Here is a 21,048-nt window from a genome sequence, read left to right as displayed (position 1 = left end):
CAAATTCACTGCCTCGGCTTTAACCCCTCACTCACGCAACCGTATAATCGCGCGGCGATGCGAACGGGGGCCGGTGTTCAATCGGCAGTCGCATTGTTAATAAAACAAAACAATACGCGCGAACCAGCCAATGGATACCCAAAATAAGCCATCAATCTCACCCGAAGAGGGGCGTTCTCCCACCATCGTCCGCGTGGCCGATGCCACGATCCGCGATGCCAATACGTTGCTGCACGCCAGCGGCGGGCTTCAATTCGGCAAGGGCATGATCGCGACGATCCTGGCGCTGGTGCTGGGTTTCCTGAGCCTGATGGGCGTGCTGGCGTTTCATTTTCCGCAGTACCTGACCACACCGGAATTGCGCCACGCTTATTCGGTGGATGTGCTGCGGCAAATCCTGTTTGTCTCGCTGTTGATTTCGGGCGGGTTATCGCTGGCCAATATCGTGCTGGATAACCGCCGACGCCTGAATGGCCTGGCGTTTTTGTTTGTGGTGGTGGCCGTGGCCTTGGGCGGCTCGCGCGTGCCGGTGGGCGACTTTCCGGATCACACGCCGTATATCGGCATGGATTGGTTCATTCTCGATCTGCTCGGCTCCACGGCGATCTTCGTGCTGCTGGAGAAGCTGTTCCCGCTCTACAAGAAGCAGCCCGTGTTCCGCGCCGAATGGCAGACCGACATGGTGCACTTTGCGGTGAACCACTTCATCGTCGGGCTGGTGCTGCTGGTGGTGAACTTCCTCATCCACCGCGTGTTCGGGTGGATGGTGCATGCGGATTTCCAACAGATGGTGGCGCACATCTGGTTCATCCCGCAGTTGCTGCTGTGCATGCTGGTGGCCGACCTGATGGAGTACGTCACGCACCGCGCGTATCACGAGGTGCCGTTCCTGTGGCGCTTCCATGCCGTGCACCACAGCGTGAAGACGATGGACTGGCTGGCGGGTTCGCGCCAGCACATTCTTGAACTGATCGTCACACGCGTGGCAGTGCTCGGGCCGCTGTTCGTGCTGGGCTTCGACAAGGCCGTGGTGGATATCTACATCATCATCGTGGGCTTCCAGGCGGTGTTCAATCACGCCAACGTGCACCTGCCGTGGGGGCCGTTGAAGTACATCTTCGTGACGCCGGATTTCCACCACTGGCACCATTCGTCGGAAGACGAGGCCATCGACAAGAACTACGCCGCGCACTTTGCCTTCATCGATTACCTGTTCGGTACGGCGGTGAAATCGAAGAAGGCCTTCCCGGAAAAGTACGGCGTGGTGGGTGACTACATGCCCGACGGCTTCGTCAACCAGCAGCGCTTTCCGTTCCGCCGTCAGCAGAGCTGAGTCGGGGATTCATCGCCATGCCCATCACGCCCGCTGCACAGCGCCTCATCAGCCGCCTCGGTCTCGAACCGCACCCGGAAGGCGGCTTCTATCGCGAAACCTATCGCAGTGAGGAGCGCGTCCAGCGAGGCGTCCCGCCCGTCGAACGTGCGGCTGCCACCGCCATCTACTACTTGTTGGCCGATGATGCATATTCCGCCTGGCATCGGATCCAGTCGGATGAGGTGTGGCACTTCCATGCAGGTGACTCACTCAATGTGCATGTGTTGGAAGACAACGGTACGGTGCGCACGCATCGCCTGGGCCATGCGGCCGAGGATGAGGTGGCGGTGTACCAGGCGGTGGTGCCGGCTGGCCGTTGGTTTGCGGCCGAGCGCGTGGCCGGTGCGCATGATTACGCGCTGGTCGGCTGCACGGTTGCGCCGGGGTTCGAGTTCAGTGAATTCGAGCTGGCGGAAGGTCAGGCACTGTTGGCGAGCTATGCGGCACATGATGGTTTGATCCAGCGGCTGTTGCCCAGACCGGTGCGCTAATCAGCACCAGACCACGCTCTCGTAGCCGACGGTGCGGCGATATACGTTCATGCCCCGCCACGTGCTGTACTCCATGTACGCGCATGTCAGAACGACGATCCAGTTGGCTGCGTTGGTGGACATATCCCCTCCCATTCTTGCCTGCCCCGATAGCTGTGTTATCGGCACGTTTTCAGTCTATGAGAGGGGGTCGCCAAACCATTGCGTGAGCAATGACGCTTCTTGGCGCTTATTCCCAGCCCTGACTTCTGGGTGGGCACAACGCGCCGCTTGCATGCCGTAACCACCGCAACTCGCGCGCGCCGGAATGAACGGCGAATCACACCCCGGCGCGCGACGCGTCAACGGATCCACCCATCAGAACGAGTGATGCACGCCCGTGCTCACTACAAGCTGACTGCGGTTGGCGGATACGCCCACGCCGTTGATGGCTGCGGATGGCGCATCGCCTGAGGCGCGCTGATACGTTCCCTGCACATACACCTGCGTGCGTTTGGAGAACGCATATACGTTGCCGATGCTGAACTGGTTCCAGTGCGCGCTTTCGTACTTGCTGAAGGTGTAGCCGACGTTGAGCGTGTTGGCCGCGCTGTAGTGCCATGCAGTGCCCAGATCGACGTTCTGCGCACACGCATCGGCACCGCCCAGGGTGATGCGCGTTTGCGTATAGACCGCGTTGATCTGCACCGGCAAGCCGGTGAACTGATACAGCGCGCCTGCCCCGAACGATTTGACCGAATCCATCGACCGCATGCCGGGCACCAGCGTCGTGCCCAGCGTATTGGTGATGCCCAATCGGCCGGCAATGTCGAGCGGCCGATCATTCGATGCGGTGTACGCCGCAGCCGCACGGAAACCGCCGTTGGTGTAATACGCGCCCAAGCTATAGCTGCGGCTCTTGGACGGCGAGCCCGACACCTCGCCAAAGCCATACATACCGCCCAGTTGCAGCCCACCGAAGACGGGCGAGACGTAGCGCACGGCGTTGTCGATCTGGAACTGGTTGGCTAGGTTGTCGAAGTTGCCCGGGTGGAACAGGTAGAAGTTGGTGAGCTGGAAGCCGTTACTCAGCCGGCCGAGGTAGTCGAACATGAAGTCCGCCTGGTGGCCGAGCTGCAGGTTGCCAAGGTTCTCGTTGGACAAGCCAACCCACGCTGTGCGGTTGAACAGCTTGCCCGGCACGATGCTGGCACCGGTGTCGCCAAAGAAGCCCGATTCCAGTTGAAAGATGGCCTGCGTGCCCTGCCCCAGGTTTTCCGAGCCACGCAAACCGAAGCGGTCCGGCTGCATGGTGCCGGGGTCCATGCGCACGGCCGAACCGCTGGTCGCGCCGTTCTTGATGTTGTTGATGTAGGCCACCCCCTGGTCGATGCTGCCGTACAGCGTCACGCTGCTTTGCGCAGCGGCCGTGCCAGCCAAGCCCATCGCCGCCATGGCGAGCAGTGTCTTCCTCATGTCATTCCTCCGGTGGCTGGGGTTTGTTTAAGCCCCTGCCGGTTGTTATCGCCGCCCTTTGGGGGCGGACTCTTGGTTATGCGTTTCGTATGCGAAACGTTGTTTGATAAAAGAACCACAGACAAAAAAGAACGCGCGGCTGGTCAGGCACGCGCGTTCAGGCTTAAAGATCAATGACCAGGCGCTTACCCTTGCAGCCCGATACGCAGACCATCATGGTCTGGTTGGATGCGCGCTCGCTCTTGGAGAGCACGCTGTCCCGGTGCTCGGGCTCGCCCTCTAGCACGCGCGTTTCGCACGATCCGCACACGCCTTCCTTGCAGCTGTGCTCGACCTCCACGCCCACTTCCAGCAGCGCGTCGAGCAACGATTTGCCGGCCGGCACGCACAACTCCGAACCCGTGCGCGCGAGCTTGACCGTGTATTCGCCCGCTTGCACCGAGGCGACGTTGGTGTCCGCCGCAAAGCGTTCGATATGGACATTGGTGTAGCCGTGCGCTTCGCATGCGGCCTCGAAGGCGCGCAACATCGGGCCCGGGCCGCAGCAGTAGAAATGCGTGTCTGCGGGGTGGCCAGCCAGCAAGGCCCTCAGATCGGGAGGGCCACCGGCTTCGGCATCGAAATGGAAGCGCACGGCATCGCCATGCGCGGCCAGTTCATCGGCAAAGGCCGCTTCCTCGCGCGAGCGCGCGCAGTACAGCATCGAGAACGGCTTGCCCCGTTCCGCCAGCCGCCGCGCCATGCAGACGATTGGCGTGACGCCGATACCGCCAGCGACGAGCACCGTGCGCGGGGCTTCCTCATCCAGCGCAAAGTGATTGCGCGGGCCACCAATCTTGAGCGTCGAACCCACGCGCAGTTGCTCGTGCACATAGCGTGAGCCGCCGCGGCTGTTGCGATCGAGCAGCACGCCAACCACGTAACGGTCGCGCACTTCCGGCGCACCGCACAGCGAGTAGCTGCGTGTCAGCCCATTACCCAGATGCAGCTCGATGTGCGCACCGGGCGTGTATTCGGGCAGCGTGTTGCCGGCCACATCGCGCAGTTCCACGCTGACGATGCCCTGGGCTTCGTAGCGCATGGCCTGCACGCGCAGGTTGAGGGGAGGATTGGTACTCATGACACGTCTCTCTGCAGTGTTTCAGCGCTTCTCGGTCAGGAACTTGCCTTCCGGGCCACCAACGTTCTTCTGGCGGCGCGTGTTGCCGTCGATACCGCCATCGATGGCCCACTCGGCAAATACCGTAGGACCTGGCTCGAAATCGCGCGGCTGCCATTCGCCGTTGAGTTGGTCTTCATCGGCGTAGTACTCGATGAGGCCGCCGGCGGGGTTCTTGAAGTACCAGAAGTACGCCGAAGAAATGGGGTGGCGGCCTGGGCCCAATTGCGTGTCCCAGCCGCAGCGCGACACATGCATGCCGCCGCCAAACACTTCGTGGATATCGCGTACGGTGAACGCGACATGGTTCAGCCCGCTCTTGGCCTGCGGCGTTTGCAGCAGGAACAGGTCGTGATGGCCACCTTCCGGTTCACAGCGCAGGAATGCGCCGCGGCCCGGATAGTGGTCGGACGGCACGAAGCCCAGCTTGTCGATATAGAAGCGCTCGGTCGCCACCACGTCCTTGACGAAGAACACCACGTGCCCGACTTCGATGGGCGTGGCGCGTTCGTAGATGGGGCTGGGCTGGTTCAAGCGCGGCTTGTCGGTCCAGGTGTTCATGGCCGCGCATTGCACGTCGATGTCGCGCTTGGTGGTCAGCTGCACGCGCACGGCCAGGCCGTTCGGGTCGATGCAGCCGACGCGGCCATCGGCGTGGATGTAGCCGGGTTGATCGGCCAGCTTGTCAGCCAGGCGGTCGAGCACGGCTTGCGAGTCCGCACCCCAGATCACCTCGCGCAGCGTGGGGCCGGCTTCCATGGCCGGCGGCAGCGTGGCGTCATCGGTGCGTTTGACGCGGACGCGGCAACCGTTGAGCGTTTCGAACAGCAGGCCGCCTTCGTCTTCCAATTGCAGCGCGAGGCCCCAATCCAGAAAGAACTGTTTGCATGCCGCCAGGTCATCGGCACCGTAGACGATCTCGTCGATGCCCCGAATGGTGTTCATCTTCCTCTCCTGCTTTGCGCCGCTCGGCCTGGCTGACCAGCGGTCGCGTTGATTCGTTGATGCGCGAACGGCGCATTACTTGTGTACGACGGGGTGAGCACCATGGGGCAGGCTTTGCGCTGCCGGCGCGCCGTTGCGCAACAGGACCAGCCCGCACAACAGCACCACGACCTGCGTGCCGACCAGGCTGCCAAAACCGGCCGCCAGCCCACCACCTGTGCCCATCGCGATCACGACGCCCATCACGGCGGGCATGAACCCCGCCACCAGCGCGCCCACGCCATTGGTCACGCCAAAGGCACACGCCACATGCTCCGGCGCGGCGTGGTATTGCACCGTGCTGGGAATCGCTGGGCTCTGCAGACCCCAGCACAAGCTGGCGGCGGTCAGCCAGTACGCGGCGGCATAACGATCGGTGCTATTGATGGCCAGCAACACCGCCACGGCCACGCCAATGCTGCCCAACACAAAGATCAACGGGATACGGCGGCGCGGCAGAATGTCCAGCAGCAACCCGCCTAGGAACACACCTGCCACGGCTGCGTACTGCGGCATCGACGCCATCCAGCCCATCTCCCGCAGAGAGAAGCCACGCGCCTCTTTCAGGTAGGTCGGCAGCCAGTTACTGCTGCCCCACAAATAGGACAGAAAAGCCGCAGTCAACACCGTCATGGTCAGGATGTGGCGCGTATGGAAAGCGCCGCGGAACATCCCACCCACGGTGCTCAGCGCCGCCGGCAGCGAGTCCGGCTTGGGAATCGCCGCATAGCGTGCCGGCATGCGCACAAACGCCAGCACCAGCGGGATGCCCAGCAGCAGGTTGAGCAGGCCCAGCAGGTGGAAGGACGCTTCCCAGTCGACCGTGGCAATGGCATACCCGACCAGCGGATAGCCCACCGCCAGGCCAACGCCCGTGCCCATGTTGAAGATGGCGTTGGGCTTGCCGCTTTCCCGGCTGTCGAAGTGCGCCTTGATGTATGAGGCACCGAGCGAGAACAACGGCCCCTCGGCAAAGCCCAGGATGAAGCGCGACAGCAGCAACTCGCCGTAGCTGTGGAACCAAGGCGAAGCCATGGTGATCACGCCCCACAGCGTAAGCCCGTAGATGAGGCTACGGCGCACGCCAAAGAGCGCGGCACAGAACGGCGTAAACACAATCGCCGACAAGCCGTAGCCAGCCATGAAGGCCGTCGCCAGCAAGCCCTGGCTACTGCGGTCATTTGCCGCCAAGCCTACGTGCTGCAGAAAATCGTGCTGCGTGATCAGTACGGCGATGTTGATACGGTTGACGTACGAAATGGCAACCACCAAAAACAGCGTGATCACGCCCAGCCAGCGTTGCGCTTTTGTATGCATGTTGTCTCCTCCACTCTGCTCTATCGCGTCAGTTCGCCCAGGCCAGCGGTTGTTCGTTCAGGCCCCAGTAGAGGCTCTTCTGTTCCATGTATTGCAGGATGCCGAGGCGGCCCTTCTCGCGGCCCAGGCCGCTGTCGCGCCAGCCGCCAAACGGCGTCGAGATCGAGAACTGCTTGTACGTGTTGATCCACACGTTGCCGGCCTGCACGGCGCGGCCAACGCGCCAGGCGCGCTTGTAATCGCGCGTCCAGATCCCAGCGGCCAAGGCGTAGACGCTGTCGTTGGCTTGCTCGATCAGTTCGTCTTCATCATCGAACGGCATGGCGACGAGCACCGGGCCGAAGATCTCTTCCTGGCAAATGCGCGCGCTGTTGTTCAGGCCTTCAATGATGGTGGGCGTGTAGAAGTAGCCCGACTCGCAGCCAGCGATGTGAGGGCGCAAACCGCCCGTGCGCAGGTGGCCGCCGTCTTCCACACCCATGGCCACATAGCACTCGATGGACTCGCGGTGGCGATCGGTAATCAGCGGGCCCATCTGCGTGGCCTCGTCGGCTGGGTTGCCAACGCGCAGGCGTGCGGCACCGGCAGCCAGGCGCTCCATAAACGGTTCATAGAGCGAGCGCGCCACAAACAGGCGCGCCCCCGCGATGCACGACTCGCCCGACGAGCTAAAGATGCCGTACAGCACGCCATTCACTGCGTGGTCGAGATCGGCATCGTCAAACACCATGGTGGGCGACTTGCCGCCCAGCTCCAGCGACACCGGCATCATCTTGTCGGCTGCGATGTGGGCGATATGTTTGCCAGTGGTTGTGCCACCCGTGAACGACACGCGGCGCACCAGCGGGTGCTTCGTAATCGCATCGCCAATGATCGAGCCCTTGCCCGGCAACACGCTGATCAGGCCCTTGGGCACGCCCGCCTCTTCGCAGATGGCGGCCAGCTCCAGCGCCATCAGCGGCGTCACCTCGGCGGGTTTGACGACGACGGCGTTGCCGGCCGCCAGCGCGGGCGCCATCTTCTGCGCTTCACTGGCGATGGGTGAATTCCACGGCGTGATGGCCACCACCACGCCCATCGGCTCGTATACGCTCATCGTCAAGCAGTCGCCACGCTGCGGGGTGAGCGATTCTTCCAACGTCTCGCACGCGGCGCCGAAGAACTGGAACGTAGCGGCGGCACTCGCCACCAGGGCGCGCGTTTCGTTGATGGGCTTGCCGTTATCCAGGCGCTGCCGTTGGGCCAGGGCCTCGCTGCGCGAGCGGATCAACTCCGCCACGCGGTACAGCACCGCAGCGCGCTCGTGCGGCTTGCGTTGGGCCCAGCCGCTGGAGAGAAAGGCGCGGTAAGCACCGGCCACGGCCTCTTCCACATCGGCCACACTGGCGGCATTGAGTTCGGCCACGACTTCGCCGGTGGCGGGGTAGCGCGTGGCATAGCGCTCGCCGGTGCCTAGCCGCCATTCGCCGGCAATGCAGATCGGCAGCAAGGACGTTGCGGTTGCGTTCATGGTGGGATGCGTCATGGCGCGGGGATCTCGCTTAAATCGAAACGGCGTGCGCGCGGTTGCCCAGCGCACGCACCACGCTGAACACCGTCAGCGCAGAAGTCTTGGGATTGGCCGCCAGGGGCTTGCCGCGCATCGTCAGCTCGAAGCCGCCGAACGCGCCGCGCGCTTCCACGTGGTGGACGTTCTCGTCGACCGTCGGGTCGGCCAGCAGCTTCACCTGCGTCTGCTCCAGCCCCAGCCCTGCCAGCGACAGCGTGGCAGCCACATTGGCGTTCTTGGGGAAGAGATGTGCGGCTTCGCGGGCGTTGCCTTCAAAGATCACGGTCGGCTCGCGCAGCGCGTCGAGGTCGAATTGCTGATCGGCCGGGGTGTCTTTCCAGGCGCGCGGCGGTTTGCGGCCGGTGTAGACCACGGCATCCAGCCCACCGACGCGCGCGGCAGCCAGTGCGTCAATGGCACCGATGGCGCCCGACAGCAATTGCACCTGCGCATGGCCGCGCCGCGCGGCCGCCTCCAGCCGTTCGGCCAGGCCAGGCTCCGACAACGCGCCCACCGACACCACCAGGCAATCAATGCCCTGCTCCAATGCGGGCACCACGTGCTCTGCCAGCGCGGCATGACCGGCGCACTCCACGAGCAGATCCGGCCGCGCATCAGCAGACAGATGTGTCGCTACACGCGTATTTGGAGCGAGCGGTGCGATGGCTTCGCGCGCCTTGTCCATGGCTTGCTCGGGCACGATCACCGTGTCAAAGCAGACGTCGGGATCGCTCTTGAGCAGCTCCAGCACGCCCTGCCCGATCGCGCCACAACCGACCATCGATACATGCAGCATGTCCGGCTCCTGGGTTCGATGCGATTGCGCGCTCACGCCGCCACCGTGGCGGTTTCGGTCTGGCTTGCCGGGGCCTGCTGATTGACCGGGGGGCCCGCAAAGATGGTCTTGAAGCTGCCGATGGAAAGCATGTCGATCTCCAGCAGGAACGGGCCCTCGCCGGAGGTCGCTTCGTTCAGCGCCTGACCAATGTCGACCAGATTCGACGCACGGCGGTGGCGCAGTTGCAGCGACTGCGAGAGCGCCGCGTAATCCGGCGTATGCAGGTCGACGTAATGGCGGCGGCCGCCGTATTGCGCGTCCTGGATGTTCTTGATCACGCCGTAGCCCTTGTCGTTCATCAGCACGATGACGAGGTCGGCGCGCTCCTGCACCGCAGTGGCCAGCTCGCCCAGGTTCAGGATGAAACCGCCGTCGCCGGCCAGGCAGAAGGTTTTCTTGCCGGATGCGGTGGCAGCCGAACCGATGGCTGCACCAATGCCCATCGCCAGGCCTTGGCCGATACCGCCGCCCAATGCGTGCACGCCAGCACGCGAATCAAAGATGCGCAGTTGGCGATTGCCCCAGGTGCTGTTCGACACCGTGACGTCGCGCACCCAGTTGAACTTGCGACCGACGGCTGCTTGCAGCGATTCCACCAGCGCCGCGTAGGGCCCAAGACCGTCCACCAGACCGCCGACGGCCTTGTCATGCGCCGCACGCAAGTCGCCCGCAAATGCCGCGTCGATCTGCAGTTTCTTTTCCAGACGATCGGCCAAGCCATCCAGCGCGAGGGCCGAATCGCCACAGACGAAATAGTCGCTGGCGTAGCAGCGGCCTTCCGCAGACGCATCCGCATCGATGCGGTACAGCGGGCGTGGCAGCTTCAGTTCGTACTTAAGCGTTTCGTTGCCGCGCAGGCGGGAGCCAACGACCAGCATCGCATCGCACGTCTGATAGAACGCCTCCACCGGCTTGTGCAGGTTGAACGCGCCCAGCGAGCGCGGGTCGTCTTCCGGCACGATGCCGCGGCCCTGCGTGCTGGTGACCACGCCAAAACCCAGGTCCATCAGGCGCTTGACCTGCTTGGCGGCATGACGGGCACCACCGCCCAGCCACAGCATCGGACGGCGCGCGCGCGACAGGCGTTCGGCCAGCTCATCCAGCGCGTGTGCCGAGGGCACATGCTGCGGCACCTGCAGCGGGCGCAGATCATCCGGCATCGGGATCAGCGCGGCCTGAATGTCGATCGGAATCTCCACGCTCACCGGGCCGGTGGGGGCGGTCAGCGCGGTCTGCACGGCCAGCTTCATCGTGCTGATGGCGGTGTCGGCGCTGCGCACGCGGAAGGCGGCCTTGGAGACGGCCTTGAGCATGGTGAGTTGGTCCGGCGCTTCGTGGATGTAGGCCAGGCTCTGGTCGAGATATGGCGTTTCGATCTGCCCGGTGATGTGCAACAACGGCGTGCCGGCGGTGAGCGCTTCAACCATCGCGCCCGCAGCATTGCCCGCAGCCGTGCCCGTGCTGGTGAAGCAGACACCCAAGCTGCCAGTGGTACGGGCGTAGGCATCTGCCATGTTCGTGCCGCCCGCTTCGCCGCGCGCCATGATGAAGCGGATCTTGTCGCGCTCGCCCATCGCATCGAGGATGGGCATGTTGTGGATCGAAATCACACCAAAAGCGGCCTTGACCTCGCAGGCCTCCAGGAAGGCCGCAATCGCGTGGCCTACCGTGACCAGTTGTGGTGCCTGTTGTTGTCGTTTAAGCATGACGGGAGTGTCCTCCGGAGATATCGATATGGCTGCCCGTGGTGTACGAAGACAACGGCGAGGCAAGGAACAGAATGGCGCGGGCCGCCTCTTCGGGCAGGCCCAGGCGGCCGAGGGGAATATGCTTTTGCGTGGCCAGGCGGCGCGTCCACGCGGCCCAGTCGAGATGGCGGTCTTCTTCGGGGCGCGCTTCGAAGCGGCGGCGCCATTGGCCGGACTCCACCAGTCCGATCAGGATGCCGTTCACACGGACACCCTTCGGCGCAAACTCGGTCGCCATCGACCGCACGAGGTTCAGCACACCGGCACGCGCCGCCGAGGTGGCCACCATGTGCGGCTCGGGCTGCTGCGCCAGCAGCGAGTTCACGCAGACGATGGCGCCGTGCGCCGAACGCTCCAGTTGCGGCAAGAACGCCCGCGTCGGGTGGATGACGGAGAAGAACTTCAGATGCAGTTCTTCCGTCCACGCAGCATCTTCAGTGTTGGCAAAGGTCGAAACGCGGCCCTGGCCGGCGTTGTTCACCAGCATGTCGACGGGGCCGAGCGCTTGCTCCACCGCAGCGGCAAATGCGTGCATCTGCGCGGCATCGAGCACGTCGCACGTGGCTGCGAACAGCTTGGCGTCGGGGAATCGGCTGCGCAGTCCTTGTTCTGCAGCCGCCAAACGCTCAGCATTGCGGCCGCACAGCGCCACGGCTGCACCCGCGTCCAGCAGCAATTCAACGGTGGCCAGGCCGATGCCGGAGGAGCCCCCCGTCACCACGGCCACCTTGCCGGTCAGGTCAATCATCGGCATGACTATTCCCGGAACAGGTTGACGACCTTGCCGGCAGCCGGGCGATAGTCGAGCAGGTAAGACAGTTCGCCAGCGGCAGCGCACACCTTTTCGATCATCGGGTCCAACTGCGCAGGGTCGATGCGCGGGGATGGGATCGTCGTACCAAGCGCGGCCACCACCTTGCCGGCGCGGTCGAGCACCGGTGCGGCGATGGTGGAGATGTTGGCCTCGAAGAAGCCCTCTTCCAGCACGTAGCCATGCTCACGGTCACGCTGCACCATCTCGAACAGGTCTTCCACCGTGCGCGGCGTGTTGTTTGAAAACACCTCCAACTGCGGCTCGGGATAGAGCTGGCGCAACTCGGCCAGCGACAGGTCCGCCAGCAGCACGCGACCCAGCACCGTGGCATGTGCGGGCAGACGCGTGCCGACATTCACCGAGCTCGTGAACGGCGTGGGCGCCACGGACTTCGCCACATAGACGATCGACCGGCCATCGCGCACCACAAGGTTGCACGGGTAATGGATGTCATCGCGCAGGCGATCGAGCAGCGGGCGGCCCAGCTCGGTCAGCTCCAGCGAGGCGAGGTATTCAAAGCCCAGGCGCAGCACCGCCATGCCGAGGCGGAAGTCGCGGCCGCCGTCCACGCGCTCGACAAAGCCCATCACTTCAAGCGTGGTCAGCAAGCGGAACACCGTCGAGCGCGGCACTTTCAGCCGGCGGGCCAGTTCCGGCGCGGAGAGCACGCGATCTTTGTGGCTGAACTCGCACAGCAGGCGCAGGCCGCGTTCGAGCCCGGGCACGATGTATTTTTCCTGCACGTCTTCTGGGATGAGGTCGTTGCTCATACAGGTTGGCCTTTAGGTGTCTGGGCGCTTAAGCGTTTTGGAATTGAGAGAGCGCGGCGTGTTCGATCCAGCCTGCAACCGCGTCAGGTGCATCGATATAAGAGGCGTGCCCGGCAGATGGCACAAGTGCAAACGGCAAACCAAACGCGTCAGCCAGTGCCCGGCAGCCTTGTGGCGGCGTGATGCCATCCACATCCCCGCAGGCGATTTGCGCGGGTGTCGACGCGGGGCGCTTGTGCAGATAGGCGCCGATGTCGTCGCCGCTGAGCATCGCCACCGCCTGGCGATAGCCGCCATCGTTCAGCCGTGCCATGTTCCAGCGCACCCATGCACATTCTTCGCTGGTGGCATCGGGGCGCAGCAGGTGCGCGTGGCGTGATTCGGCCATCCCCTCGATACCCAGCTGGTCAAGCGTGGCCAGGCGCTGCGCTCGCACACTGCGGGACTTGGCTTCCTGCCCCCGCTGGCCGTAACCCTGTGCCGGGTTCAACAGCAACAGGTGCCTCAGCTGCATCGCCAGCGGTACTTCGGCCACATAGGCGGATGCCATCAATGCGCCGAGGGAATGTCCGACAAGCACGTCCGGCTTGACGTGGAGCGCAGCGAGCCATGCGCGCAGCCGCGCTGCATAGTCCGCCGCGCGCGGTTCGTGCCGCTCCAGGGGCGTGGAGTTGCCATAGCCCGGCGCATCCCACGCAAGCACACGCGTGCTTTGCGAAAGCAACTGCGCGCAAGGCAGCCATGACGCCGCGCTGGAGCTGATGCCGTGCAACAGCACCACCACCGGGCCGCGAGCGCCCCATTGCCGATACCCGACGCGATCGCCGCGCTCGCTGATCACAGCAGTGCGCTCGGCAAACTCAGCGCCCAGCAACGCCAGCGCATCGGCAACGCGAAATGGATGAGAAGACATGACAACCTGCGCGCTCATGGCATCAACGCTTGATCTTGGCGAGCGGATGCTCGGGCGGATACGTCGGCGTGATCGGCTTCTTGGCACCGAGCATCACGCACATCAGCGCGTCTTCGTCGCCAATGTTGATTTCTTCGCGGTACACACCGGGCGGCACCGAGACGAGGTCGCGGTCGGTCAGGATGGTCTCAAAGCGTTCGCCGTCCTTTTCCAACACCAGCTTGAGCTTGCCGCGGATGACGAAGAACACTTCTTCCACATCGGTGTGGAGGTGCGACGGGCCTTCGTGACCCGCCGGAATCACCATGGTCGAAAAGGTGAAGTGCTCCGACGGCACCGTGTTGGTGTCAGCCGCCACGCCCGTGCCGCCCGTGCCCAGGTAGCGCATTTGTGCGCGGCGGTATTTCGGGTCGTAGTCGGCCTGGAACTTGAGGGCGTCCCAGTCGTAACGGCGGGTGGCGAAGCGCGCCACGCGGCTGTTCATCCAGTCTTCAAACGACGCGCCTTCTGGGCAGTCCCAGCTGCGTTGCACTTGCTGTTGTTCGGAGAGATCGCTCATCGAAGTCCTCTTCTGAATGATGTGTGATTGCAGGATGGGGGCGTTACTGCATGACAAAACCGCCGTTGACGGCCAGCGTCTGGCCCGTCACGAATCGGGAAAGATCGGACAACGCGAACAGCACGGCGCCGCAGACGTCATCGGGCAGTTGGTCGCGCGAGATGGCGCGCTGGTCTCGATACAGCGCATGCCGATGCGCCGGCACGTATTCGGTGGCTTCCACCAGCGTCAGACCCGGCGCGATGGCGTTGACGGTGATGCCATCCGCACCGCATTCCCGCGCCAGCGACTTGGTCATACCGATGACGGCGCTCTTGCTGGCCACATACGCCAGCAGATTCGGCGCGCCCCACAGCGGCGTGTCCGACGACAGGTTGACGATGGCGCCACGGCCCGATGCCTTGAGCGCCGGCAGGCAGGCCGTCGTCATCAGCCAAGTGCCACGTACGTTGACGTTCATCACGCGGTCCCAGGTGTCGATGTCGATGGACGAGGCATCACGCCCGCCCGAGTTGGTGATCGCCGCGTTGTTGACGAGGCCGTCGAGCCCGCCCAGTGCCTGCGCAGCCGCAGCAGCGCAGGCCTGGATAGAAGCCGGGTCACCTAGATCCAGCGTGAAACCATGGGCCTGGAAGCCAGCTGCACGCAGCGCTGCAGCTTCTTCCTGTACACGCTCGCCCAGGATGTCGGCCAGGGCAACCGCACCACCGGCTTCGGCGATGGACTTGGCGAACGCCAGCCCCAGCCCGCGTGCGGCGCCCGTCACCAGCACCTTGCGGCCAGCCAGCAGCCCAGCGGCTTGGTTGCGCTCAGGCATGTTGGGCTTCCGTGGGAACGGGCTTCAGCATGGCGACCGGTGCATCCGCCAGCTCGGCGGCAGCGCGGCGCGCAAGAATGCGGCGGATGCGCGTGATGCCGATGTCGTGCTGATACAGCGTCTCGTGGTCGCGCGCCTCGGGCGCCAGCGATTCGAGCACCACGCGGTCTTGCTCCAGCACGTCCCAATGCAGGCCTTCCAGGCGGTTGCGATACAGGAAGCGCCACACGTCGCGCTCCCATCCCTGCACGTGGCGCGTGCGCCAGAAGTAGACGATGCAATGTTCTTCATCGACCGGCGTGGTGATGCCGATGATCGTGAACGGGCCACCGGGGCCCACCTTCGGCTGATACGGAATCGACAGGCGCAGCCACATCGTGCCGGTCTCGCCAAACTCGGTCCAATCGAAGTTCACGCCGCGCTGGCCGGTCTTCTGGAACATGATGCCGTGCTCGGTTTCAAGCACTTCCATCACGGCCTTCTTCTCGCCGCTGGCCATCGAGTGCGACACGGCATGCAGGTACGCGCCATGCATCGGGTCCATGACGTTGTCGATGGCATAGCGGTAGTTGACGTTCCAGTGGGCGAAGCAGAGGAAATGGCTGTGTTCGTCGCTGGTCAGTTCTTCCGGCAGACGCAGCGTGCCGACGGCGTCGTCGTATTCAGACGGGGCCTTGTCGCCAAACCACAGGAAGATCGCGCCAGCGCGTTCCTGCACCGGATAGCTGCGCACGCAGGTCTTGCCCTCCATTGGGCAGCTGTCGACGGCCGGCACGCTGGTGACGGTGCCTGCGCCATTCACCTCAACACCGTGGTACCAGCAGGCCACCTTGTCGCCCAGGTTCCAGCCCATCGACAGGCGCGCGCCGCGGTGCGGGCAGCGGTCTTCCAGCGCATGCACCTGGCCTTCGGTGTCGCGCCACAGCACGATGTTCTGGCTCAGGCGCGTGATGCCGACCGGGGCGTTCTTCACGTTCCACGATGCGGCCACCGGGTACCAGTAGTTGCGCAGACCGGTGTTGATGCGCGCTTCCTTCTGCGCTTCCTTGTTACCTTCCATTGCTTGCCTCGCTTGATGGGGTTGCGCCGACCGCCTCTGCGGGCGATGCGGCATCGAAATCGTGTGGGGGTCAGGCGCCCAGGCGGCGCATCTCGGCCAGGAAGGCCTCTTCCGTCCAGACGTCGCCGCCAGCGGGGTTGCGCGGGCCGCGTTCGTTCAGCACGGCGACGATGTCGGCGGGCGTCTTGGCGCCACCGAGAAACGCGGCTTCAAGCGAATCGCCCAGTTGGTTCTCATACGGGGTCGGCTCCGCTGCGCGCGTCTGCCACACCAGATTGGCGACCTGGCCCGGGCGCTCAACACGGCCCTTGCCAGCAACGTTGTTCGGAGAAATCGGCTCCCACGGAGCGAGGTCGGGGTTGTATTGCAGCTGCATCTCTGTCAACTCCATCACGTTTCAGTTGTTTTACCTATGAAACGTCTGTTAATATCTGGAACACAGGTGCAACTATAGACCGCGTCCTCGAAATCGAAGATGCGGGATTACCCTATGGTTTTGTGAAAAACGGTGCGCCTGAAACCGCTCGATCCGGCGGATGGCGCGCCCGGCGCGGGTCTTGGCGCTGTACCTATTTCAACCGCGCGAGCAAACGCCGCCCGGCATCCACAACGGAGCGCTCGCCGGTCATCTGAAAGCGAACGATCATCCCCTCCACGCAGAGCAGCGCTTCCTCGGCAATCGCCTTCGGGCGCGCGTAGCCGAGGCGCTTCGCCAGGTCAGCCAGATAGACGCCCAGGTCTGCCTTGTGTGCCACGGCTTTTTCCATCAACTGCGCATCACCGGTTTCAGTGCCGGACTCGGCCACCAGGTTGATGAAGGCACAGCCGCGGTAGGTCTCGGTGGCAAACCATGCCGCCAGCACGTCGGCCAACACATCCAGATTCGCGCGCTTGGCGGTGCGGGCTTCGGCCTCTTCCCGGAACCACGCCATCCAAGTTTCATGCCGGGCGTCCAGAAAGGCCGCGATCAAGTCGGTCTTCGACGGGAAATGCCGGTACAGCGACATCTTTGCCACCCCCGACTCGGCGATGATCCGGTCGATGCCCGTGGCCCGAAAGCCCTCCTGCAAGAATAGGCGTTCGGCCGTTTCCATGATTCGTTCGCGGGCGGAGAGGGTGTCGGCTGCTGCCTTGGCCATGTCGATGTGCCTTGTGCTTGCGTGGGATTAGCGCAGTATGGTCTTGACAGACAGACCTGTCTACTCAATGATGTAGACAGACCTGTCTCATGCAAATCTCGGGATCGACTTCTGTGCCAAGCCTTGCACCCGCCGCCTCCAACGATTGCCGCCCCGCCGTACTGGTGCGTACACGGCCCGCGCTTTCGCCGCTGCCGCTGTGGCGCCTGAGGCTGGCTACCGCGTATATCGAAGCCAATCTGGGGCAGACGGTGCGATTGGAAGATGTGGCGCGCGCCGCCGGTCTCACGCGGATGCACTTTGCGGCGCAGTTCCGTGCGGCCACCGGCGTGCGCCCGCACGACTACCTGCTACACCGCCGCGTCGAGCGGGCCAAGACGTTGTTGATGCATGCGGAGGCCCTTCTGGCGGACGTCGCGCTGGAGGTCGGATTTCAGAATCAGGCGCACTTCTCGACCGTGTTCAAGCGGCTGGCCGGCGCCAGCCCGTCAAGCTGGCGGCGCCGCGCGCTCGATGCGCTGTATGGCTGACACCACTTAGCGCCGCTAACAAAACTGTCCTGGCTAGGCGTGCCGACGCAGACAGTACAAGTAGTACGGCAAGGAGGCGCAACGACGCCAGGGCGGTTTTGTTAGCGGCTCTTAGACAACGCCCGGCGCATGACCGGGCCTTGCTGCATCACAAGCCGAGGTCCGACAGGCCCGGGTGATCATCCGGACGACGGCCCAGCGGCCAGAAGAACTTGCGCTCATGCGCCTGGATTGGCGCGTCGTTGATGCAGGCATAACGGCGCTGCATCACACCGTTCGCATCGAACTCCCAGTTCTCGTTGCCGTACGAGCGATACCAGTTGCCGGAATCGTCGTGCCACTCGTAGGCAAAGCGCACGCCGATGCGATTGCCGCCAAAGGCCCACAACTCTTTGATCAGGCGATAGTCGAGTTCCTTCTGCCACTTGCGCGTGAGAAACCCGACGATCTGCTCGCGGCCGGTCACAAACTCAGCACGGTTGCGCCATTGGCTGTCAGGTGTGTAGGCCAGCGCAACTTTCTCGGGGTTGCGGCTGTTCCAGCCGTCTTCAGCCAAACGGACTTTCTCGATAGCGGATTCCAGCGTGAACGGCGGGACGGGGGGACGTGTCGACTGGGCTTCGTTGGCAGACATGGGGGGCTCCTGTGGGCTCGGTTGGCCGCCCGCATAACGGCAAGGCGGCATGCATTCAGTCTGCCGCCCTGCCCCACATCGCGATATCGAGATCGCACGGCGCTTTGCCGAAGCGCACGATCGACTGCAACGGTTTAGAGCCGCTAACAAAACTGTCCTGGCTAGGCGTGCCGACGCAGACAGTACAAGTCGTACGGCAAGGAGGCGCAACGACGCCAGGGCGGTTTTGTTAGCGGCTCTTAGAACAACTTGCGGTAGACCACGAAGCCCGACTTGTCCGCCACCGCGTCGTACAAGCGCATGGCCGTCGTGTTGGTTTCGTGCGTCTGCCAGTAAACGCGTGGCAAGCCGTCGGCCTGCGCGCGACGATAGACCGCCTCGATCAATGCGCGCCCCACCCCCTGCCCGCGCGCGGACTGCACGGTGAACAGGTCTTGCAGATAGCAACTCATGCCGATCTGCGTGGTGCTGCGGTGGTAGAGAAAATGCACGATGCCGAGCAGCTCACCCTCCCGCTCGGCCACGAGCGCGTAGACGGGCTCGGCCTCGTCAAAGAAGCGCTGCCACGTCGTCTGCGTGACGATCTCGGGCAAGGCGGTTTCGCCCGCGCGGCCGTAGAAAGCGTTGTAGCCGTCCCAGAGCGGTTTCCAGGCGGCGAAGTCGTCTTGGCGAATGGGACGGATGAGCAGCTCGGCAGGCATGGACATGGCGGTGGCGTTGTGTTGCGTTGCGTTGGAGAAACGCCATTTTGCCAGTGGGCCGGTCGGCTATTTGCAACGCCGTTGCGTGCGGGTAAGTCCTGATCGGCCGCGAAAGTTTGACGAAAGCCGGGAGGCCATACAGTGCACTCACTGCTTGGCGAATGATCTCCGTGCAAGCCAAGGCGGAGTCGGTCGGGTGTCAGGTAGACGCGCTGGATGGTCAGGCGCGGCAAGGCTGGGCCAGGGGCGTGATTGGGGAATCCGCGCCACCGGCGCAATCGAAGATTGCCGTGTCTGCACCGCCCTGCGCGATAGGGTTGGCGACGTTGCGAAATGGGACGTCCGTACGCCGCCGGCTTTGCGTCACACCGATTTTGATCGGTCTTTCCTGCTGTCAACCTTCCGGCCCGCTGCCCTCCTGGCGGGCCTTTTCTTTGGGTGTTGGCGCATCAGGGCGTCACCAGGCGCTGCGTCAGGCGTTGCACAGCGGGCGCCGCGATCAGCACGATGGTGAATGCAGCCGGCCACGCCATCACAAAGGCGTGCGCCCAGCGAGCCACAAAACCCGCGCTCAAGCCAGCGCTGATCCAGCCAATCCAGCCCGTCATCAACAGCGACATCAGGCCGGACATCAACCACGCGAACGTGACACGAAGGCGTGTAGGTGTCGAAACGAGAGTGGACATGGTGGTTCTCCTGCAACGTCATCGAATGTGATGAACGGTATGCTAGACAACCGCGTTTCAAGAAACTATAGACGTTTATTGAAACTTAAATTCCGAAAATGGAATCATGCTCGACGTACTCGACGATCTGGCCCTCTTCGTTTCCATTGTGGACCGCGGCAGCCTGCAAGCTGCTGCCCGCCATGCCAACCTGCCGCCGGCCACGCTCACGCGGCGCCTGCAAAAGCTGGAGGCCACGCTCGGCTGCCAGCTTCTGCTACGTAGCGCGCGCAGCCTGAAGCCCACGCCCGAAGGCCAGCAGTACTACGAGCAATGCCGGCCGCTGCTGATCGCGCTTGCGCAAACCACCGCCACGCTCGATGACGACATCAACCAGGTCAAAGGCACCCTGCGCGTACTGGCACCACTCAACCTGTCGCGCGGTCTGTTTGCGCCCGCCTATGCAAGCTTCATGGCGACGTGGCCCGAGATTCGCCTGGAGCTGCTGCTCGGCAATCGGAATGAAGACGTGTGGCGGCACGGCGCCGATCTCGCCATCCGCGTCGGGCAGCAGGACGACCCCAAGCTGCGGCAGCGCCGGCTGGGTGTGATCGAGATGGTGTTGGTGGCAGCGCCGGCCTACTTGGCCGAGCATGGCGCGCCTGCGCATCCAAGTGAACTGCAGGCGCATCGGCTGCTGGTGTCGTCGCCGCTTTCCACGTGGCGCTTCGCCTCGCCCGATGGCGCAGAAACCATCGAGTTGCAACCGCAGGGCCGGTGCGATTTAAACGATATCGAGTTGGCGGTGACCCTGGCTGAAGCAGGACTCGGATTGCTGTATTGCCCGCACACGCTCTGCCATGAAGCACTGCAGGCCGGCCGGCTGGTGCGCCTGTTGCCTGCGTGGCGCATGCCGCAGCGCCCAATCTATGCGGTCTGGCCGCAGCAGCAGTTGCCGCGCAAGGTGCGCACGCTGCTTGAACATCTCGCGGCCTTCGCGGCAGCCACACCGCTGCTGCAGGGCGAGCTTGATCAGCCCGCCTGAGGCTCACATCTGGAACGCCGACACGGCCTTGCGCTTGCGGCGCCCGATCACGATGTGCACCCACAGCGCAATGCAGACGACAACGCCCGCCACCCAGTGCAGGATCTCCGCCCCCTGGCGCGGCAGTTCGCCGTTGACGTAGTACAGCGCATAGCCCGTCACGACCAGTACAGCCGTCAGCGAGCCAAACACGGCACCCGCCGCGCGGTTACGCCGACGCACCCAGGCGTTGCGAATATGCGGGCCCCACAGCATGCCCAGCAGATACAACCCTGCCATGGCCGCCGCGCCGTGCAGCTTCATGCTCCACGCCAGCGCGAGCATGCCCCCCTCGCTGCCGTCATCCAGAAAATGGAGCGCCAGCCAGACCAGCCCCGTCAGCAGCAGCACTGCGAATACGCCATACACCGCCCAGCGCCGGCGGCCGCTCAGGCGGAAGGCACTTTCACGCAGATGATGAGAAAAACGGGGGGTAGCAGACATGA

Annotated in this window: 24 protein-coding genes; 4 read left to right on the top strand and 20 right to left on the bottom strand. The window is 63.9% G+C overall.

Features of this window, described 5'->3' with window-relative positions; genetic code table 11:
* Positions 1 to 130: 130 nt before the first annotated feature.
* Together ACS7SF_RS27005 and ACS7SF_RS27000 are read left to right on the top strand one after the other, a co-directional pair.
* Positions 131 to 1,333 (top strand): sterol desaturase family protein, encoded by a 1,203-nt coding sequence (locus ACS7SF_RS27005; RefSeq protein WP_439893527.1) that lies wholly within the window; start codon positions 131 to 133, stop codon positions 1,331 to 1,333.
* A gap of 17 nt (positions 1,334 to 1,350) precedes the next feature.
* Complete coding sequence (locus ACS7SF_RS27000) at positions 1,351 to 1,866, top strand: cupin domain-containing protein (RefSeq protein WP_439893526.1); 516 nt, start codon at positions 1,351 to 1,353, stop codon at positions 1,864 to 1,866.
* On the opposite strand, the gene ACS7SF_RS26995 is transcribed toward ACS7SF_RS27000, so the two are convergent.
* The 16 genes from ACS7SF_RS26995 to ACS7SF_RS26920 form a co-directional block, all read right to left on the bottom strand.
* Complete coding sequence (locus ACS7SF_RS26995) at positions 1,867 to 1,989, bottom strand: hypothetical protein (protein WP_439893525.1); 123 nt, start codon at positions 1,987 to 1,989, stop codon at positions 1,867 to 1,869.
* A gap of 234 nt (positions 1,990 to 2,223) precedes the next feature.
* Entirely contained in the window at positions 2,224 to 3,321 is a 1,098-nt protein-coding gene (locus ACS7SF_RS26990) for a porin (RefSeq protein WP_439893524.1), read from the bottom strand.
* A 163-nt stretch (positions 3,322 to 3,484) separates the two neighbouring features.
* Positions 3,485 to 4,441: a PDR/VanB family oxidoreductase gene (locus ACS7SF_RS26985; protein ID WP_439893523.1), complete on the bottom strand. Its 957-nt coding sequence runs from the start codon at positions 4,439 to 4,441 to the stop codon at positions 3,485 to 3,487.
* A 21-nt stretch (positions 4,442 to 4,462) separates the two neighbouring features.
* Complete coding sequence (locus ACS7SF_RS26980) at positions 4,463 to 5,425, bottom strand: VOC family protein (RefSeq protein ID WP_439893522.1); 963 nt, start codon at positions 5,423 to 5,425, stop codon at positions 4,463 to 4,465.
* Positions 5,426 to 5,500: 75 nt separating this feature from the next.
* A complete protein-coding gene (locus ACS7SF_RS26975; protein WP_439893521.1) occupies positions 5,501 to 6,781 on the bottom strand; it encodes an MFS transporter in 1,281 nt (426 codons plus the stop codon).
* Positions 6,782 to 6,809: 28 nt separating this feature from the next.
* Positions 6,810 to 8,306 carry an aldehyde dehydrogenase gene (locus ACS7SF_RS26970; protein WP_439893520.1) on the bottom strand — a complete coding sequence of 499 codons (1,497 nt, stop codon included), beginning with the start codon at positions 8,304 to 8,306 and terminating at the stop codon, positions 6,810 to 6,812.
* Between the two features lie 16 nt (positions 8,307 to 8,322).
* A complete protein-coding gene (locus tag ACS7SF_RS26965) occupies positions 8,323 to 9,126 on the bottom strand; it encodes an aspartate dehydrogenase (protein WP_439893519.1) in 804 nt (267 codons plus the stop codon).
* Positions 9,127 to 9,158: 32 nt separating this feature from the next.
* Positions 9,159 to 10,874, bottom strand: coding sequence for a thiamine pyrophosphate-binding protein (locus ACS7SF_RS26960; RefSeq protein WP_439893518.1), 1,716 nt, complete (start codon positions 10,872 to 10,874; stop codon positions 9,159 to 9,161).
* Entirely contained in the window at positions 10,867 to 11,670 is an 804-nt protein-coding gene (locus tag ACS7SF_RS26955; protein ID WP_439893517.1) for an SDR family oxidoreductase, read from the bottom strand. Before ACS7SF_RS26955 ends, ACS7SF_RS26960 begins: the two co-directional genes overlap by 8 nt.
* Before the next feature lie 2 nt (positions 11,671 to 11,672).
* Positions 11,673 to 12,500, bottom strand: a complete 828-nt coding sequence (locus ACS7SF_RS26950; protein ID WP_439893516.1) for an IclR family transcriptional regulator — start codon at positions 12,498 to 12,500, stop codon at positions 11,673 to 11,675.
* Positions 12,501 to 12,528: 28 nt separating this feature from the next.
* Positions 12,529 to 13,431, bottom strand: coding sequence for an alpha/beta fold hydrolase (locus ACS7SF_RS26945; RefSeq protein WP_439893515.1), 903 nt, complete (start codon positions 13,429 to 13,431; stop codon positions 12,529 to 12,531).
* 4 nt (positions 13,432 to 13,435) lie between these two features.
* Positions 13,436 to 13,972, bottom strand: coding sequence for a cupin domain-containing protein (locus ACS7SF_RS26940; protein WP_439893514.1), 537 nt, complete (start codon positions 13,970 to 13,972; stop codon positions 13,436 to 13,438).
* 43 nt (positions 13,973 to 14,015) lie between these two features.
* Complete coding sequence (locus ACS7SF_RS26935) at positions 14,016 to 14,789, bottom strand: SDR family oxidoreductase (RefSeq protein WP_439893513.1); 774 nt, start codon at positions 14,787 to 14,789, stop codon at positions 14,016 to 14,018.
* Positions 14,782 to 15,849, bottom strand: coding sequence for a Rieske 2Fe-2S domain-containing protein (locus ACS7SF_RS26930; RefSeq protein ID WP_439893512.1), 1,068 nt, complete (start codon positions 15,847 to 15,849; stop codon positions 14,782 to 14,784). Before ACS7SF_RS26930 ends, ACS7SF_RS26935 begins: the two co-directional genes overlap by 8 nt.
* Before the next feature lie 70 nt (positions 15,850 to 15,919).
* Positions 15,920 to 16,225, bottom strand: a complete 306-nt coding sequence (locus ACS7SF_RS26925) for a recombinase-like helix-turn-helix domain-containing protein (protein WP_439893511.1) — start codon at positions 16,223 to 16,225, stop codon at positions 15,920 to 15,922.
* Positions 16,226 to 16,418: 193 nt separating this feature from the next.
* Positions 16,419 to 16,988 carry a TetR/AcrR family transcriptional regulator gene (locus ACS7SF_RS26920; protein WP_439893510.1) on the bottom strand — a complete coding sequence of 190 codons (570 nt, stop codon included), beginning with the start codon at positions 16,986 to 16,988 and terminating at the stop codon, positions 16,419 to 16,421.
* A gap of 113 nt (positions 16,989 to 17,101) precedes the next feature.
* Between ACS7SF_RS26920 and ACS7SF_RS26915 the strand changes: the two genes are divergently transcribed.
* The gene (locus tag ACS7SF_RS26915; RefSeq protein ID WP_439893509.1) at positions 17,102 to 17,518 is read left to right on the top strand and encodes a helix-turn-helix transcriptional regulator; all 417 of its coding nucleotides are present in this window, start codon (positions 17,102 to 17,104) and stop codon (positions 17,516 to 17,518) included.
* A gap of 148 nt (positions 17,519 to 17,666) precedes the next feature.
* Here the strand turns inward: ACS7SF_RS26915 and ACS7SF_RS26910 are convergent, their stop codons facing one another.
* From ACS7SF_RS26910 to ACS7SF_RS26900, 3 genes are all read right to left on the bottom strand, one after another.
* Positions 17,667 to 18,152, bottom strand: coding sequence for a DUF1348 family protein (locus ACS7SF_RS26910; protein WP_439893508.1), 486 nt, complete (start codon positions 18,150 to 18,152; stop codon positions 17,667 to 17,669).
* Between the two features lie 239 nt (positions 18,153 to 18,391).
* Entirely contained in the window at positions 18,392 to 18,853 is a 462-nt protein-coding gene (locus ACS7SF_RS26905) for a GNAT family N-acetyltransferase (protein ID WP_439894491.1), read from the bottom strand.
* Positions 18,854 to 19,302: 449 nt separating this feature from the next.
* Positions 19,303 to 19,539 (bottom strand): DUF2798 domain-containing protein, encoded by a 237-nt coding sequence (locus ACS7SF_RS26900; protein WP_439893507.1) that lies wholly within the window; start codon positions 19,537 to 19,539, stop codon positions 19,303 to 19,305.
* Positions 19,540 to 19,645: 106 nt separating this feature from the next.
* Here ACS7SF_RS26900 and ACS7SF_RS26895 point away from each other — a divergent pair, with 106 nt between their 5' ends.
* Positions 19,646 to 20,563 carry a LysR family transcriptional regulator gene (locus tag ACS7SF_RS26895; RefSeq protein ID WP_439893506.1) on the top strand — a complete coding sequence of 306 codons (918 nt, stop codon included), beginning with the start codon at positions 19,646 to 19,648 and terminating at the stop codon, positions 20,561 to 20,563.
* A 3-nt stretch (positions 20,564 to 20,566) separates the two neighbouring features.
* Here ACS7SF_RS26895 and ACS7SF_RS26890 read toward each other — a convergent pair whose 3' ends face one another.
* Complete coding sequence (locus ACS7SF_RS26890) at positions 20,567 to 21,046, bottom strand: hypothetical protein (protein WP_439893505.1); 480 nt, start codon at positions 21,044 to 21,046, stop codon at positions 20,567 to 20,569.
* Positions 21,047 to 21,048: the final 2 nt, after the last annotated feature.

The sequence above is a fragment of the Ralstonia sp. 25C genome, assembly GCF_051904805.1.
Taxonomy (GTDB): domain Bacteria; phylum Pseudomonadota; class Gammaproteobacteria; order Burkholderiales; family Burkholderiaceae; genus Ralstonia.
The sequence above is the reverse complement of the archived record's forward strand: the minus strand, read 5'-3'. Positions and strand labels throughout refer to the sequence as shown.